Here is a 19214-nt window from a genome sequence, read left to right on the forward strand (position 1 = left end):
ATTCGAGTGGTGTCATGTGTTTTTAGGAAATTAAAAATTCTATTCTTTTGAAATTATTCTATCGAAAGAATATAAATACCACGAGAAAATTAAGTAAACCCTACTTAATAAGGCTTTTGTTTGCCTAAACGAAAGCCTTCCACTCACCCAAACACAAAATTATTTTTATGTCAAATCAAACACCGGTAACACACAGGTATTACCCGAGGTTATCCTCTGTGGTTACAAAAGACGACATCCCGGATATGCTGGGATTCATAAAAGATGGGGTCACCAACCTCCTCGACAAAATCTACTATAAAGATTTACAGTATAGTAAAGGGCCAAAAGGAGACTCGGCTTTTTACAGTTTATCGATCGTTTCGAAAAGAATCGATATCGAAATTCCCGGAACAGGAATCGCTTTGGTTCTGAATCCGGATCTTAAAGACAATGATTCCAAAATTTCTGCATTTCCCATCACCGTTGAATACCAATGGAAGATCCTGGCGTATTTACGCTATTTCAGCTTAGGAAACTTTTCCTTTGAACCCCAGCAGATCTTCGAGGTTGCACTTAGAGTGCTCAATGTAACGGAAGAACAGGCCATTGCTCATTTTGTGAATACATTTGTGAAACCTGAAAACCAGGATATCACTCCATTGATGCAGTTCGTTAAAGATATGAATGCAGTATATGGAGGATGGTCCGGAAATCCAATTCCTGTTCCTACCAATGCAACAACAATTACTGAAGTTGTACAACAGATTTTTTCAAGAGCAGGGAAGTATGCTTCTTTAGCAGCATTTGGAGCTTATTTGTTAACAAGCGATCTTCAGGAAACAGGAAATAAAGTAAAAACATTCTTTAAATCTCTGATGCCGCAGGATATTGATGAGTTCATCAAAGAAGTGGTTGTTCCGAAATTTAAGGCAACTTTAGTATTGTCTGCAGCGATTGAATTTCCAAGAAGTATTTTAAAACCGGTTCACCCACTAAAGCACCCGACTGCTCCTTTAGAGGTTATAGAGGATGAATCTCAAAAAGTGACCATCAGTTTTGGAGAGGCTTTATTTTATGCCGATACAGAAAAAGGTTTCGGATATAATATGGATTTGGTTCTGAATATGAGCCATCCTGCTCAGATCGGAAATACAGGTTTTGTGATCGATATTCACAATCTGAAAATTGATCTGAGTAAAACGGAAAATATTGCAGAAGCTGATGCCGACGGAAGACCCAAGGAATTTATGGGGGTCTATATGGAATACACCGAAATATTCCTGCCAAAAAAATGGTTTAAAAAGAAAGATCCTGCATTAGATAAGAAACAGACCATCGGTATTTCAGCCAATCATATGCTGATTGGAACCGGAGGTCTCTCAGGAAATATTGCTATCAGACCTAGCTATGCCGTTAAAGCTGTGGGAACACAGACAGAAGTGGTAGATTATTTCAGTGAGTTTTTCACCCTTAAGTATCAAAATCTAAAAGTGAAATCAATGTCTGATCCTACGGAGCATACTATTGCTGATATGCAGGCACTGAAGACTTTCATAAATGGATTAGATTCACCATCTCAGCTTAAGTTTGTATATCCTTTCGGATTAACAACTACTGCGGGAGAGCATAAGGAGTTCCAGAAAGAAGAAGATTATTATAAATTTCTGTCCAGCCTTTCCGTAGACAGCCTTTCGGACAAGGACCGTACGCTGTGGTTTGATCTTGGGAAAGATCCTGAAAAAGCATGGGAATTAGGATTCAGTCATTTTGATATTGATTTCCATCAGGGACAGGTAGTACGTTCCTCATTGAGTGCTGCACTGAAGATCAAAAAATTTAAAGGTGCTGATGGAGATTCCGAATTAATCATTGCCGTAGATGGAGAATGGGAAAGTAAAGAAAACTTTAAACTTGCGGCTGCATTTCTTCCGAAAGGGTTGGAAATGAACCTGTTTAAATTCCTGATCTTTAACTTACAGAGAATAGAAATTGGTAAGAAAGATGATAACTTCTATATTGAAGCCGATACCAAAATCAGTTTCCCTGAGGGTACATTTGGAGAAAGATTGCTGGGAAAAGAAGGAATTGATCTTCCGGCAATCCGTTATTACGCCAATGGTAAATTTGAAATTGCCGGAGGAAGTTCTATTATTCCAACCAACCTTCACCTGAATTTAGGACCTGTACGTATGGCGGTTACAGCTGTCCATATGGGAACCATACAGCGTATGTATGACGGCAATATGCGTACCTATAATTATATCGGATTTGATGGGGGAATCAATATCAACCCATTAGGTCTTGATGTAAGAGGGAATGGGGTTAAATACTATTATACTGCTGATAACGATCAATATGGTGGTGCTGGAGATTCTTATTTCCATATCTCAACCTTAGAAGTTGACTTGGTAATTCCTGGAACGGCGAGTGCAACTTCTGCAGTAGCCATTATCAAAGGAGCTCTTACTATTCCGGAACCAGGGGTATCTACAGAATATAGAGGGAAGGTTTCTCTTCAGCTGCCGAAAATGAATATTTCCGGTTCTGCAGAAATGGCTTTCGATCCTAAATACCCGGGATTCTTGGTAGATGCAAGTGTTGAACTGCCATTTGTGATTCCGTTAGGTTCATTTGGTATTTTCGGATTCCGAGGACTGATCGGATACCGATATGTTGCTCATAAAAAGGCTATCGGAATGACAGAAAGTGATACCTGGTATGATTATTATGTACATCCGCAGCGAGGAATCAATACCGATAAGTTTATCGGGCCTCAGTTTACCCAGGAGTATAGTGCACCATTCGCCTTCGGAGCAGGAGCATCCCTGGCAACCTTAGATGGACGTCTTGCCTCATTACGTGCAATGGTATTGCTTTCAGTACCAAGTATGTTTGCCATTGATGCCGGATTAACAATCATCAGTGAACGTCTTGGGCTGACAGAAGATGACCCTAAAGTTCCGCCATTCTATGCATTTGTTATCGTAGGGGACAATTCACTGGAAATTGGAGCAGGAGGTAACTTCCAGCTCAACAAAAATAACGGGTCATTTATTGATATTAAGGCTGAGGTTCAGATGGGCTTCTTCTTTAAAAATCAAAGACCATGGTATGTCAATTTCGGAACAAGGGAAAAACCGATCAGAGCCAGCCTGTTTAAAGATTCCGTGAATATCAGGGCAGAGTCTTATCTGATGATTGCTGCCAAAGGAATTGAAGCCGGAGCAAGGGTAGATTTTAACCTGAATCTGATCATTGTAAAAGTTTATGCTGCTATTGAAGTAGGAGCTCACATCAGTTTTGAAAGACCTCAGGTAGGAGGATATATTTATGTAGAAGGAGGAGCAGAGATCAATCTTTTCATTATCAGTGTAGCCTTATTTGTTTCGATCTATTTCAGAGTAGAACTTATCTTCCCGTTCCTGATCCTGGCAGAACTTAAATTTGAAATTAGGATCAAGCTGTTTCTCTTGAAAATTAAGCTTAAAGTTCATTTAAGTATCAAATGGGAAAAAAATGATAAGGTAGATACAAGTGCTGTACCGCCTCTTACTTATGAATCGGATCGACCAGAAATTGATTATCCGAAAGAAGCACGATTGAATAATGCGGTGAAAGGAGTTCACATGTTGACCAATGAGACCTTTGATCTTCCTGTAGTTGAGATTTTTAATGCACCGGCACCATCTATTAAAGACAATCCTGATCTGCCAACAATCCCATTGGATACCTATATTGATATTAAAATCGAAAAGGGGCTTATTCCAACTCCGGTTGCAGGTGAGAAAATTGGTGGACATACCAGCGGAGCAAGTGAATATACAGATTTGATCCCGCCTCAGAAAACCCAGCCGGGAGGTCATGTACTCCGTCAGGTAAAACACCAGTATTCTATTGAAGATGTAGAGATTAAGATTCTTGCTAAGAAAAATAGTGATCCTAATAATCATGAGTTGGATTGGAAAAAGTACAATCCTTACAGAGCTGTATTGACTGAGGATGAAGCCAACAGTATCTCTAATATTGATAAATTCAAATTAGGATTCTGGCAGAAAATAAATGGTAAATATGATACCATCAGGATTTTGGCGTCTACACCATTCTCATTCTTAGATGCTGCACAACCGGGGTGGTTTATTCCTGAACAATACGGAATCACAGCTTCTTCATTATTCTGTACAAAAACGGAAGATGTATGGCATGAGTCTAATGTACTGGACAAAACAGTAGGAACGGTTTATAACCAGCCGGCAGGAGCACCATATAACTTCATTAATGGAGCGTATTATAACCTCCTGGGAACATTATCGGATACTACAGACTATATGGTGGTTTCTAATGCTTCCAATCCACATAATGAACCGAAGTCGTTGAAGATGACCAATGGAAATACAATGGTTGTTCTGCTTCCTGAATCATCTGCAAAAGTAAATTTATTGCTTTCTACGATGGCAAGTACGGTAACCATCAGATACTATAAAAATGTATTCTCTACTGCGATTTATCAGAATTATGAATTGATTGCAGAAGTAACCAAAACGAAAGCGGAACTGGCATCAGAGCTGTCATATGAATCAGTTAATTATGGCGGTCAATATGTGAGTAAAATTGAAATTATTCCATATAATGTCAACCAGCAGGAGATTGATGATATCAATGCACAGATAGATCAGATCTGGGCCCATGCAACAGCCAATACAACCGGTGAAGTAACCAGCATTGTACTTTCTCCGGGAGAACAGGCAAAATATAATGAGCTTCTTGAGAAATTAAAATACCTGAAATCAGGAGGATGTACGACTTCTCAATGTAAGGAGCTTGACTTCAATGTAATGCATGTGCAGAATGGTTATAGAGGATTTGGAAATGGACCTGTAAACTTTAGCATGTCCGGGATAGCGACTAAATGGGAAGATTATGAAGTTCCGTATAAAATGATAACAGGAGGTGATACTCCGCCATTTGTGGACTTCAATACCCATTCTGTGATCTTCCTGTATTTACCAAGAAACTCTGGTAATGATTTGGTTAAGTATAACAGCGTTATTACAAAAATTACAGATAAGGCAGAAGGTATTGATATTTGCTACTCAAGTGATTATCCGAAAGAACAGATTAATAAGGCGGTGATCATTAAAGTAAGTAAAACGACTCAAAAACCTCTGAACCTGAAGTTTACGCCTGATTGTGGATGTGTTCCAAAAGAAGAACCATGTACAAAAGATACGAAACTTTGTGATTTCCTTAAAGAGCTTATTAGCAAACTGTATAATTGTATTTCTTCTTATGGAGGAGATGCGCTGATTAATTATGAAAAGTGTTTTCAAACTTATATATCAATGATTTACAGGTTTGATAGTGGGAATTATGACTATGGTTTGGTTAAGAAGGATCCGGGGTATGTAAGAGATCTTTTAGCCAAATTGGATAAATACCTATATACCCCAGGAGCTACAAAGGACAGAGGTCTGCAAATGGTACAGGAAATTAATAATATCATCTTTAATCTTGGGAATTGCGGATGCAGTGATGACAATAACGATCCTGGAAATACAGTGGTAAATTGTTATACTTTATTCCATAGAGTGAGATGGATTACAGCTGAAGAGCACGAATATCAGCAGACTATTCCATCACAACTTGCTGTACAGGCAGATATGCAATTGATGCAGGAAGCGATGAGTAAAGTGGTGCAGCCGGTTTGGAGACCAAACAGTGTATATTATATCAATCTTAAACTGAAAGATAATGTAAATGGAGATACACCACATATCATTGATTATTATTTTGCCTTTAAAACAGCTGGACCTATCGGACATTTTGAGAAGAAAAATGACAAATACATTGAAAAACTTAAAGATGCTGATGGAAACCTGACGAATAAAAGGAAAAACATAGATGAATATCCGATTACTTCTCTGAAATCATATATCGATCAGAAGAAATCATATCCTAATGTAGATGGAGATCTTTTAATGTCAAAACCATTATTCTACGGTAATAAACAGTGTAAAATAGAGTTTTTCTTTACCAAGCCTTATGTCTACAATATGCTTAAGAACTGGTCTGCCCATACAGGAATGGGAGTGAAAGACATTAAAGGAAGTATCAATATTGTGATTAAAGATCCAATAACAGATGTGAGTGTTCCGTATCCTTTACCTGAGAACTGGACCAAAAAAGAAACGGTGCCTGGAGTGATACCAAGTTGGATTGAAGGTGATCCAAATTTACCATTGGGTATCCAGCAGATGTTTAACTATGTAAATCATGTTAATCAAGGAAACACGGGGATGGCATGTAGCATTGATCTCGGAAAACCTATTAAACCAATATCATATAACTACTCAGTGGAACTGGAGGATCTGAATCCGGAGAAACTATATACAGCAATTGTATACAATGCTTTTGATGATGACGGGGATGGACTCTATAAACCGCAACCTGCACCAACAGTGGAAGATCCTAAGAAAGTATATGAAGAAAACCAGAAGATCCATGAATTTGTATTCAGGACTTCAAGATACAGGGACTTCAAAGAGCAGGTAGAAAGCTATAAGCTGAAAGAATACGATGATAATAATGTGGTAATAGGACAAAAAGATGCGATATATGAAGTGAAAGCAGACCTTAAACAGCAGCAGCTTGATGACCTTTATATCTTAGCTTCAAAAGGTGCTGAAAATCCAAATTTAAAAACATTAGCTAATACCTATTCAGAATTATTTGATCGTGCTTTTGAAGGAGTAATGGGATTAAAACCATTAAATCCTCCTACCCATACAGAATTTGTCAAAATAGTGAACACCAATAATGATGTGGTTGCTTTACTGATAAGGAATCCGGAACCATTCAATGATCCGAGAATTCCATTGGGTGATATGAAGGAATGTCTTAAGGTTCTTAATGCTTTAAACAAACATACTGAAGGTTTCGAACTCATTTATGCTAAAGATTATTCTCAGATTTTAGTGGTACACAAGAGCAATAAGATCAAAGATTCAAAATTAGCATTAGAGTTCAATTACAAATCTTGGGATGGAACCAAATATGAGGTGAAATCTACGGTAACAATCAACGAATTAAAACTAAACAATTAATTAAATCTAAAATGAGTTTTTTTAAAAATTATAATTATTCAGGTTCTAGTGGAATAATTAATTCTTCTGCGAAGAATCAGGGATATGTAATGGAGGTAGGAACCGTAGATTCATCGGGACTGATTACAGTTCTTGACGAAAGCGGGAATCCAATATGGAGTAAAGCTTTTCAGTCTCCTCAGGGAGAAGATACAACCTTTGTTAAGGTGTTACCATTCAAAGACGGTAATTTTGCTGTTGTGGGGATAACTTCCAAGATAACTCCTGTTGTGATGAAAATCAACGGAAATGGACAAATAGCATGGTGTTATAGCTATCCATTCATTGAAACAGATGAAAGTCACATTTATGCAACCATATTTGTTGATTCAATGGTTTATCTTACTTTTCATAATGTAGACAAAAAGACCAACAAAACTCTTATATTACGCAGTGATGGAAAAGCGGAGTATAGTGCAGATATTATTAATAACGGTAATCCAGAGGCAACTCTGGAAGTTACCGGGATTAGCACCTACAGTGAATTGGTTTTTATCAGTGCTAATGAAACTCTCGATGAGGTAGAACGTGGAGTATGCTTATCTGGACAGGTATATACACCGGCAGATTCTGTGACGTATGTTTCTGCAGGCGGAAAACCTATCGTTTTGAATGGGGTTCATTGCAGAAAGGTTAACAGTTCATATGAGTTGTATATGTCTGGTAAAGTTAACAATATTCCTGCATTGGTTGCCAATCGAAAAAATGTGTTTTTATATGAAGCTTGGGAAGGTAAACCAGCTACATTTACTTATGGAAAAGACTTTTTCTATGCTCAGACAGAAAAGGGACGTAACTTTAGCTTTTCTTTATATGCAGATCCTGCATCGGGTTATGACCCAATATGGGTTAAAAAAGCCAATGGCAGAGAAATGGTTATTGATCAGATTGCTGATAATGAGGTGACAATTAGAGGGTTTTATAACTCCTATTTTACAGGGCTTGTAGACAATACAATTAATACCTGTAACACATCTCAGGATAATAAATTTAGATTATCAGAAAGAACTTTTGAGCAAGAGAAGGCTCCTTATCATACTAATCGTGCAGGTTGGATGCAAGAACCTCTGAATTTTAATATCACAAACAAATTACGTACTCAGGGCGATGCATGTAGTGGAAATGGAATTACAATTCCTTTCAATGAATTTTCGGGGCTGCAAACCCCTAATTTCTATCTCCAGGCTGCAGGCTCCAAAGGAGAAGACAGTACCAAGGGAATCCATCTGAGATGGGGATTTGGAGGTGAATTAGGAGAAAATCACCTTCCTAAAGGAAAATTGACAGACAATAAAAACAATTTCAACAAACCTAGTGACTTTGTAAATGTATACAGAGCTCCTTATGAAAAGCAGATTTTCACTTTAGAATTTGCACACGTTCCTCAGCTTATTGATGACAATAAGAAAATGTGGGTGTATAAGTTTAATAATGACAGTAGAATTTTTTATGTCTATTTCAAAAATAAAACAAAATATGCACAGGTAAGAATGTCTGTAGATCCAATGGCTGATCCTCTTAAATTCATGCAGCTATATGGTTATGAAATTATAGAGATTCTTTGTAAAACAGATATTTTCTTTGCTGCAGAACTGAAAATAGAATCGCAGACAGATTCACGTCTGGAGCTGGAGGCACTTTCTGTAGGAGAACCGAATAACACATCTCAACAGCAGCTTTCATATAGAGCAATGCCTTACGGGAACGATCTTAACTACACTTATTTTAATGTAGAGAACGGAAAAACCTTACGTTTTAGACCTAAGAATTGTACTGTTACTGAAATTAACTTTGAATTCTATTCAGATTTTATCACCAGTAGAAATCAGGCTAACGCATGGGAACTAATGGGAGAATTCTCTCTTACGGATAAAGCAGATATCGCTTTTGAAAGGTTAGATCCCTTACCTGGTGAGAATCCTGTTGATGGAGCATGGCTAAGATATAATGATAAAGCTTATGTAAATATCGGGAACTACCATAAAAAATGGGAACATTCATCTGTGGGGCCTTTAGACAGAGATATTCAAACGGTAGTTCAAAGATATGTAGAGCTGAGTAATGATCAGCAGAATCCAAAAGCCAATGAAACCATTTCAATTAACCTTTCACCTACAGGCTCACAGCAGGTGGTTGAAGTTAGCACGAACCTTCCTGAGCAAGGCGATATGCAGGTTTCCAATCTGGATATTTTAAATATTGCTGCCTTGGATTACCATGTAGCAAGAATGTTGGGGTTAGGATATCTTGATATCAAAGAAGATGTTTTCGGAAGAGAATTTATTTACATTGCAGAATACTATACCAATAAAAATCTGGATATCAATTCAGAGGATAAGAGCTATCAGCTGCTTTCAATGTCTCTTCCTGTTTCTACTGAAATCGAAAGACTTTCACTGCCTGTAAAACTGTTGAAACTGAATAAAGGAATGGATGCTGATAATCCGCAGTCTGCAGGGTTATATGATGCAGAAGGATATTCTCATAATGGAAAATACCGTTACATCAGTATTTATAATCATCAGATTCCTGAACTTGAAGTAAACCCTGTTTTCTTTGGATCAACTCAGAAATTTGATGCATCTTCATTCACGGTTCCTGTATATGCAGGTCTTGAATACCGTGTTGTAGAACCTGGGAAAGCAGATGATTACACATGGATAAAACCGGAATTATGTCATGATACAAAATATTTTAATGTAGATAATTCCCCTAATTCTTATGAAACCTTGCCTCTTCAGATTCCCAATACTTATGCACCATTGTATATGCATAAGCAGGATAAAAGCGGAACTTATTTTTATAAAGGATATGGAATCAACTGGTTTTCAAGAGCACAGATTGGAGGAGAGGAATTGTCAATAGATACCAAGATTAAACCCAACAACAGGTTATTACCTCCAACAGCAACAACAGCTTTCCTTATTCAGAAAGAAAATCCGGTAACCCTTACTTCTGGAGGAGAACAAACCCGTCGAAGTAACATCGCAGATCCGGATAAGACTTTGGTAAGATTAGGCTTTGATCATCATATTTATCAGGACGAAATTGTATATCCTATTCCATTTGATTCTACGTTAGATGATGATTACTACCTGGATCCGGATGCCATCTTCCCGGATGATAAAGAAGTAATGGCAGATGAAGTGGATATTTTCTACAGAAATTATACCATGAAGGAGATTTCTGCGAAGGTCGCAAGTATCAACCATCACCCGCATAACCAACTTTTGGCTGAGATTGAAACGGTAGATTATATCCTTCCAAGTTCAGGAGGAACTATTCCTTCAGGATCTGCTAATCCTGCCCAACCTTCAATTCAGGAGAATACTTTAAAATCGGAAATTCCTGCAGGAACTACCGTCAATGATTTTATCGGAGGAATTTTCTTATTGGATGGTGAAAGTTATATCATTAATGGTATTGAAGTAAAACCTTTAGGATTGAAATTTACGGTGTTTAAAAAAGCACCAAGTGCGGCTATTATTTCCGGTACTTCACCAGTAATCGATCAGAGCAGTTTAGTGCTTCCTGCATTCAGTCCCGGAACTGAAGGGTTGTTCAGCGCCACTGAAAATATGCAGAATACACCAACCTGGGGTCCTAAAAATCCGAACTCACTGAAGGTGAAGATTGGGACTAATGATTGGAAAATCCATAGAGAGATTATTCATACTCAGCAATCAGACGGATCTGTTCAGAGATTCCTTGAAAAGAGTAGAGGGTTCTGGAAAAATGCAAAAGTGGAACTGCATTTCGAATTACTAGACAAATATCAGAATAAAAAAGGTGAGGTTATTGATAATCCAGCTAATAGCCGTAAGGTTCACAGGGGAGTGTATAGGATTACATTCCCAGGATTCCAACTTGCACAGAATTCCCAGTATTTACCGAATGCCAACTCTGTAGAATGGTTTAATGGTATTGTGAGATTGTTCACCGTGGAAAACTATAATAATGGAGTTCCTAAAGAATCCAGGTCTATTTTTAAAGTGGTGAAAACTGAAAATATCAACATCAACCAAGATCTTGTACTTTATATCTATGATGAGAACTTCAGAATCCTGGAGGATGATACTACTCATCTACCGATTTTCAATTTTGAACCTAGTCTAGAAGATCCCGTTATGGATCCGGTACCACTTTCTACAGACCCTATTATGGGGAAAAATCTTCTTGTCAATTACTATCCTTCTTACAGGGTATACCTGTATAAAAATGAAGCTAATAATTTAATTGAGGATGCTATTTTACCACCTGAGAATGAAGATGTAAGGTATTCTATCTTTGGATTTAAGAGTGTAGATAAGGACAATTTGGATATGTCAGGAACTCAATACAAATCTAAGTTCAGTGTTCCAGCGGTGATGTTTGCCAATAGAATTGTAGAACCTAAAGCACCTAGAAAGCCGAAAGGGTCTCAATATGCCACCAGACCGGATAAATTCGGAAAGGCAACCTATAGCTTTATTACAGAATATGATCATAAACCATATTCAGTACAGTTTTTCAGAGCGAATAATGCAGTATTACTGGCTTCCTTATATGAACCGGAAAAGATTGTGGAAATTAAAAACAGTCTTAATGCTCTTGGAGGGAATGATGAAGAGTTTTTTACTGACAGATGGATGAATTTTGTTGACTTCAAAATGCTTGAAGATAATACTAAAACATCATTTGAAGCATTTCCGCCGGATAACCCTGTAAACTTTACCATGCCGCTTCCGAATAGTAAAATATTATTTGATGCCATTAACTTTTTTATTAAAAATCATAACGAACATTTTAAATTGAAAGTAGGGCAAAGTGGATATGTTAATCAATTGGATGAAACAAAATGGAAAAAAGGAGAATACCCAATTAATTATATTGTAATTGAGGCAGTATCTGGCCAGTCTGGTGAGCTACGTCTGGGCCAGTTTATCAAAGAAGCGATGATCAACTGTTTCCTGCCTCTTACGGAGGTTCCTATTATTTATCAGCAGATTCATAATTTTGATTTCAACAGTCTGAAAGGGCACAGACCTAAAAATAAAAAGCAGAATGTCAGGGATGCTTCAGGGTATTTACTACCTACTGATCATAAGGATTTTGACATGGCTCCAATGGCAGCTGTATATAGCCAAGGCCAAGGAGGAACTGCACATTCAACATTGTTTACCGATTTTACGCTTGATGGTGCTTCGGATAACTTCTACTTCTACGGAGTAAGAGAATTAGGAAATCAAATGCAGATGGGTGAGTTCAGTAAATTTCAGGGACCTATTAAACTGGTGAATACCAATCCTGCTGAACCGCCAAAGATCTTAAGCTTATTGCCGGTTGTAGACAATGCAACATTAGGAATCTCTGCAAAAGTAAGGATTGAAGTGAACTCTTATACTGATGTACACAAGATCAATGAGATTTCTATTTACAGGGCAACCAACAAACTGGATGCAGATTCCATCTTAAGTATGAAACACATTAAAACAGTGAAGATTGCTGATGTAGAAGTGAACCCTGAAAACGGGCCATGGACGGTATATGATGAATTTGAAGATCTGGATGAGAAACCTTATGGCGATCCGCTTTTCTATCGTGTAGTGGCTTCCAGAAAAGTAGAATATACCACAACAGATTATAATGTATCACCACCTGCTACTAAAACGGTACAGGAGCAGGCTCCATCATTACCTTCAAAGACAACGGTAACCATGTTGGTGGAAAATTATAATCCGCCGGCACCAGTGTTAAGGTATCATTCAGAGCCGGTTGAATCTGATGTGATCAATTGGGTAATTCTATCCTGGGATCAGGTTTGCTATAAAGGGAAATATCATCTTTATAAAATGGGCCCAACGGGGAACTGGAAGGAGATTGCCAGAATAGATACAGATGAAAAAGATACCTCAAAAGCAAAACTCTATGTGTATGGCAATAATCCGGCAACCAATACAGAAGAATGGCTCTTTGCAGAAGCATTTGATATGACCGGAAATGAGTTTTTCTTTCCTGTTGAAAAATTAGGACTGGATCCTATGAAAATTAAAGATGAAGAAGGAAGAGTATTGTATCATCATTTCAAAATGGTATCTCAGAATACATCCAATATGTTCAGTACAGAAGAAAAGATTCTTACTATTTATAAAGAAGAAACATGGACCGACATCGGTGGAATTTCTCATGACGGAACAGATGGAATGATCTTACAGGGAACTTTCATTGTAAGACCTTAATTAACCTTTCACACAATTAATAATAACAAAAATAATTCCCCCTTACCGGAAGGAAAAGGGGGAACTGTTCACCAAAAAACAAAAATTATGGCAAAGAAAACAATTGCAGCATTAAAAGAATATTTCAAAGCAGGAAAAAGGCCAACTGAAAGCCAGTTTGGAGATTTTATCGATAGCTATGCTAATTTAGACGATAAAACTATTTTCCCGGATAATTATAATTATAAATATTTATATGTCGAATTTCCTCATCAACAAGGTGATATGGCAGTGGATGTTCTTTTAGGAAATAATTATCTGAATGGAAGCTTGGAAATTGAAATTACAGGTACGTTTATGCATCAGACAAGTGTTGGTATTATAAAAAAACAATTTGAGATTGGTCTTAATCCTGATGGGGGTGTTTGGTATCCCACTACGGCCAGAATTGCAGAAGCAGCAGGAACAATTTTAGATAATATTTACATTGGAGATATTGTATGGGATTCAGAAAGAAATGAATATAAACTAACCATTTACCATACAAGTACCAATAGAAACCCATATGCTATCAGAATCAAGCAGTTTTCTTATAATAAAGCATATGTAGACCAGGCAAGGCTTTCGGATATATATGTTAAACCATTGGGTGGGCAAAAAAAGCATTCAGTATACTATAATGGAAGTGTAGGAATTGGTACAGATAATCCACAGGAGAAGCTTGATGTAAGAGGATCAATTACATCTAAGGTTAATAGCAGTGAAGGAGGTGCTTTCGTTTTACAGAATCCTAATAAAACTGCACCTAATAATGCTGAGCGCTGGACAATCCGTAATATGACCGGGGGATATGGTGACGGGCTACAGTTTTGGAGCTATTCTGCTGACGGAAATAATTATGGTTCTAGAATGACTATTGCCGATACTGGAAATGTAGGCATTGGAACCATCGGTCCTCAGGCTAAACTTGATGTTGCCGGAGGAATCAATATTGCTGCTGGATTTCCTATACAGTTAGGTGGTAATGATTTAGCTCATGGTCTGAAATATAAAAGGAATAACAGTGATAACACATTGTTGGATGGTCCTTTTCTTTATGGCTGGACAGGAGGTGCTTTGGGAATTAAGAAAGGGGATAATGAATTCAATGTTCTGAGCTGGAAAGAGAGTGGTAATGTTGCTATTCAAGGTAAGCTGGAAACAAAAGAGGTAGTCATCACAGCTACTACTACTACAGCAGATCATGTTTTTGCAGAAGATTATAGCTTAAGAGAGATCAGTGAGCTTGAACAATTTATTTCTGAAAAAAGCCACCTTCCGGAAATTCCTTCCGCAAAAGAAATGACAGAAAATGGAGTTTCAGTAGGCGATTTTCAAATCAAACTCCTTCAGAAAATTGAGGAATTAACACTATACATGATCTCCATGAAAAAAGAGATTGATGTTTTAAAATTAAAATAATCATGGCAAAAAAAACAATAGCAGCACTAAAAGAATATTTTAAAGCAGCAAAAAGACCAACTGAAAGTCAGTTTGGGGACTTGATAGATAGTTATGTACACAAAGATGAATCATCAGAATATTCAACAACTGTAGAATTTCCGGTAGGTTTTCAGGTTGGAGATTATATAGAATTTTTACAGTTTAGTCCTGCTGGTGTTGGAGCAGGTGGTTTTTTTGAGGTATCTATTGTATATACCAGAGGATTTATTGCCTCTGCGGCAACACATATTGCTTCAGTTTCGCATGCAAATTCCGATATCTGGAGAGAATGTGGTACCATTAATAAAAATAATTATCTTGACTGGGATTCAAATTATAATTTCACAATTGATGTTAACGGCGGATTAAAAAAGTTTCGTATCAGAGTCGTTAATACCGTTGGTTCTGTAGATGAACCATTGAAGGTTTCTATAAAAATACGGTCTATTAATAAAAATAATGCATGGACAGCCATGGAGATCCGTGGAAATAATCCTGCTTCTATTCCTCTTCAGCCCATGACCAAGGAGTGGAATCTATGGGTGGGAGATCTCGTGTCAACCGAAAGTGCAAAAGTGGGACTAAAAGTCAATAAAGAGGGGAATGTAGGAGTTAAGACCCAGAATCCACTTGCCTCATTGGATATCCAGGGGAAAATATTATTTGATAGTGAATCTCCTATTATTGGAGGTACCGCCATCCGAGGATATGACACAATGTGGGCAAGAGGGTATAACTTTGTTTCATACAATGGAACTCAAAATATAGGAGGTTTTGGTGCTGTAGGAGAACAGAACCGGATCTACAAATATTATATAGGAAAGTACGAAGATCAGATTGTTTCATTTAATCCGGAAAATAGGCAGACTTCTTTCAATGGAAATATTGACGTGTATGGAGAAGCAAAATCCAGAAGCCAAAAAATTTCGGATTATTCACCCACTATTTACTTAGACAGAAGCGAAAATTTTGGTGGATTTACCCAAGGAATTCAATCCAGATTATTGGATGGTACTAACAATTGGTTTTTTGGAAATCTTGGTACTGAATATTGGCTGGTTTCAAAAGGAACTCATGAAAATGCTCTCTTAGCCGTAAGAGAAGATGGAAATGTAGGTGTGGGAACAGCAAACCCTTTGGCTAAACTTGACGTCGCAGGAGGTATCAATGTTGCTGCAGGATCTCCGATCCAGCTAGGTGGGCATTCTTCATCTCATGGTTTGAAATATAAAAGATTCAATAGTGATAACTCATTGCTGGATGGTCCTTTCCTTTACGGCTGGACAGGTGGTGCTTTAGGAATTAAGAAGGATAATAACGAATTCAATGTCTTGAGTTGGAAAGAAAATGGCAATGTTGCTATCCAGGGCAAGGTGGAAGCTAAAGAATTTTTAGTATCTGCCACCCCTACAGCAGATCATGTTTTTGCTTCCGATTATAACTTAAGAGGAATTCATGATCTTGAAAAATTTATCACCGAAAAAAGCCATCTTCCTGAAATTCCTTCTGCAAAAGAAATGACAGATAACGGATTGTCTTTAGGCGATTTTCAGATTAAATTACTTCAAAAGATTGAAGAGCTAACACTCTATGCCATTTCTCAGAATAAAGAAATAGAAAACCTGAAGGCTATTATTAAAAAATAATACAATTCAATATAACTTTTAAATATAAGAACTCCCTCAAATTAATTTGAGGGAGTTTATTTTTTATTAAAATATTGATCCATATAAAAACAAAAAAACCTCTGAAAAATCAGAGGCTTTAAAGTGGTTTCTCCAGGAATCGAACCAGGGACACATGGATTTTCAATCCATTGCTCTACCAACTGAGCTAAGAAACCATTATGTTTTTGTTTATTACTTCGTTGTTTTAAAGTGATGCAAAAGTATAACATTTTGTAATACCATGCAAGGTTTTTCTAATGTTTTTTTGAAAAGATAGATGATGAGGGCTTTCTTTTAATACCAATCGTTTGTTCATCAGTGATTTGCTTATATTTTATTTTTTTGCTTTTACCACAAAAGTGACAAGATCAGTGAATTTAGTGTATCCGGAATCTTATTGAAACTAATAGGATACTAAACGTAATATAATCTTCAATTGTAATGGCTGTATCTCTCTTAATACTGTTTAGTAGATACTGTATTAATATAAAAGAATGAAGAGAAGTATCAAAAAGAAAATAATACTTATCAATACTTATATCGTATAGTATGCTTTGATCAGGCTCATTTATATGCAATAATTCTTTGCATTCCGGGCTGTGAAACTCTATTCCATGATTAAATATTTGATTCTAAATCATTTGTTTATAATAAAGACAAAAACGGTTATTATATCTATGATAATACTTTTAAAAAGAATGAATATTCCAATTCATTATCTAGAATTTATGGAAAATTTTCTTTTGATAATAATATTGATTTAATATTGATAGAAAGGAAGCCTAATGATGTATGAATATACAGAGCCGATAGTAACTTTATATTCTTTTAAAGCAAGATAAACCGACTTCAATACAGCATCATCCGTTAGGAATGACATTTAGTTGTTTGATGCAATGTCATTTCTGTAAAAAGTAATATTATGAGATTTTTCAGAGCTTCCGGGAAATTGTACTTCACACAGCTTAGTAAAATATTCTTTTGATTGATAAGAAGTGCAGGAATCTCTGTCGCTTGATGTAGAATCTATCAGATTAAATCCTGTTTTATTGACTTCATTCTGTATATTTTCAAAATTATTTTTGTTTTCAGGAACATAAGATACAACAACGCTTAGATTATTTAATATTCGCATTACGACCATTGTTTGGCTTAGTTTTCCCTTTTCATAATAAACTTGTTTTGTACCATCTCCGGTGACTTTTTCCTGCCTGAAAGTATAACCTTTATTTTGAATGTATTTGATATTTTTATCGATTTTATTATTGGCTAAAAAAGTAAGATCCTTATAATTTAATTGAGCCATGCATGCCAATGGAGATAGCAGAAAAAGAAAGATTAGATTTTTCATAAAAGTTAAAATTGTTTTTTGTCGTATTTCCCAAATGTAACAAAGTTTTTAAATAGAAAGTTAATAAAAACACATAATTAATCAAAGGTAGAAAAGCAAAGTGAAAGATCACTTTTTGAAATCAAATCCAGGTGATTTGCATTTAGGGTATGTCAGGTAAAAGGAAAAACCTGTTTAGGATGTAGCTATTCTTACTATATTCAGATACGATTACTATAAAAACAAAAAAGCCTCCGAATAATCAGAGGCTTTTCAAGTGGTTTCTCCAGGAATCGAACCAGGGACACATGGATTTTCAATCCATTGCTCTACCAACTGAGCTAAGAAACCATTATATTGTTTGATTTACTTTGTCGTTTTTAAAGTGGTGCAAAAATAGAATATTTTATAATACCATGCAAGCTTTTTGTATCTTTTTTCAATGTTAGAAGTCTTTTGGCAGTGTTATTAAACCTTCTAATAAGAGTTCTGTTGTAATAAATCTCAATGGCAGAAGTCCACTCTTTTTTATCATTCTACTGGAACAGTCAGAAAATAAGATCAATACATCTATATTTAGTGCGATGTATTGATCTAAAAAACTAATGATATGAAAAAAGTAAAATTCCTTCTATTAATCAGTTTGGTGACTGTTATTTATTCCTGCAAAAAAGAATCTGAAACCAATGATGCAATTCAGAAAGGTAGCAGTATCACAATAGATACCAGAGCTGTTGTCGTAGATAGCAGTGCTTTTAAAAGATTAATGGAGGAAGAGAATAGATCAATCATATATAATGAAATTAAGAAGGTTAAAAAAGTAAGCAATTACGCAGAAGGACCAATGCAGAGCTTTGATTTTAGTTTTAAAGATTACAATTTTAAGATCAGATATATTGAAGACAGAGCTTATGTCCAATATAGAATAGATCATAAAATCATTGCTGATTGGAAGTTCTGTAATGTTAATTTTTATTATGACAGTTCCTGGGAAACAGTGGAGGAGGACTGTCATTTACTTTATAATGGTACAGATTCATCAGGCGTTTTATTATTTCCAGGTTTTACCGAAGAATATGCTACTTACTTTGTATATGAGTTTAATAACAACACACTTCAGTTTGTAAATGTTGTCACTTTAAATAGAACACTTTTAGCAGATGTATGGACAAATCCCCATGAATTCCGCGCTGTTCGGAAAAAGAATAAACTTCACATAAGTCTTTTGGATAAAGATGGAAAAGAATATGTTTTTGAAAATGGGGAAGGGGATCCAGAGAAGGAACCCGAAAATCAAAATATTTCAAAGGATCTTATTGGATCAGCACCAAAAGTTGTGGATTACGCAAAAAGTTTGGTTAATCTAAAAAGAAAAAAAGATTTATCTTTTACTCCTCTGAGCTGTAATCTAAAGTTT

General features: G+C 36.3%; 6 protein-coding genes and 2 tRNA genes. 5 read left to right on the forward strand and 3 right to left on the reverse strand.

Going from position 1 to position 19214, the window contains the following annotated elements; genetic code table 11:
• The first annotated feature begins 167 nt into the window (after window positions 1-167).
• The 4 genes from DRF65_RS05730 (at window position 168) to DRF65_RS05745 (ending at window position 16446) form a co-directional block, all read left to right on the forward strand.
• Window positions 168-7082, forward strand: coding sequence for a hypothetical protein (locus DRF65_RS05730; RefSeq protein ID WP_123947286.1), 6915 nt, complete (start codon window positions 168-170; stop codon window positions 7080-7082).
• 11 nt (window positions 7083-7093) lie between these two features.
• Window positions 7094-13339: a hypothetical protein gene (locus DRF65_RS05735; RefSeq protein ID WP_115969635.1), complete on the forward strand. Its 6246-nt coding sequence runs from the start codon at window positions 7094-7096 to the stop codon at window positions 13337-13339.
• Between the two features lie 87 nt (window positions 13340-13426).
• The gene (locus tag DRF65_RS05740; RefSeq protein ID WP_115969637.1) at window positions 13427-14779 is read left to right on the forward strand and encodes a hypothetical protein; all 1353 of its coding nucleotides are present in this window, start codon (window positions 13427-13429) and stop codon (window positions 14777-14779) included.
• Between the two features lie 2 nt (window positions 14780-14781).
• Entirely contained in the window at window positions 14782-16446 is a 1665-nt protein-coding gene (locus tag DRF65_RS05745) for a hypothetical protein (protein WP_115969639.1), read from the forward strand.
• Between the two features lie 124 nt (window positions 16447-16570).
• Here the strand turns inward: DRF65_RS05745 and DRF65_RS05750 are convergent.
• From DRF65_RS05750 to DRF65_RS05760, 3 genes are all read right to left on the reverse strand, one after another.
• A tRNA-Phe gene (locus tag DRF65_RS05750) sits at window positions 16571-16643 on the reverse strand.
• A 704-nt stretch (window positions 16644-17347) separates the two neighbouring features.
• Window positions 17348-17818: a hypothetical protein gene (locus DRF65_RS05755; RefSeq protein ID WP_123947287.1), complete on the reverse strand. Its 471-nt coding sequence runs from the start codon at window positions 17816-17818 to the stop codon at window positions 17348-17350.
• Window positions 17819-18075: 257 nt separating this feature from the next.
• Window positions 18076-18148, reverse strand: a tRNA-Phe gene (locus tag DRF65_RS05760).
• 259 nt (window positions 18149-18407) lie between these two features.
• Here DRF65_RS05760 and DRF65_RS05765 point away from each other — a divergent pair.
• The coding region (locus tag DRF65_RS05765) for a hypothetical protein (RefSeq protein WP_133297833.1) at window positions 18408-19214 on the forward strand (807 nt) is incomplete at its 3' end.

This window comes from Chryseobacterium pennae (genome assembly GCF_003385515.1).
Classification (GTDB): Bacteria; Bacteroidota; Bacteroidia; order Flavobacteriales; family Weeksellaceae; genus Chryseobacterium; species Chryseobacterium pennae.

What these genes read in the sequence shown, in the direction of transcription:
- DRF65_RS05730 (WP_123947286.1), top strand. Translation starts at nt 168, where the DNA reads ATGTCAAATCAAACACCGGTAACACACAGGTATTACCCGAGGTTATCC.
- DRF65_RS05735 (WP_115969635.1), top strand. Translation starts at nt 7,094, where the DNA reads ATGAGTTTTTTTAAAAATTATAATTATTCAGGTTCTAGTGGAATAATT.
- DRF65_RS05740 (WP_115969637.1), top strand. Translation starts at nt 13,427, where the DNA reads ATGGCAAAGAAAACAATTGCAGCATTAAAAGAATATTTCAAAGCAGGA.
- DRF65_RS05745 (WP_115969639.1), top strand. Translation starts at nt 14,782, where the DNA reads ATGGCAAAAAAAACAATAGCAGCACTAAAAGAATATTTTAAAGCAGCA.
- DRF65_RS05755 (WP_123947287.1), bottom strand. Translation starts at nt 17,818, where the DNA reads ATGAAAAATCTAATCTTTCTTTTTCTGCTATCTCCATTGGCATGCATG.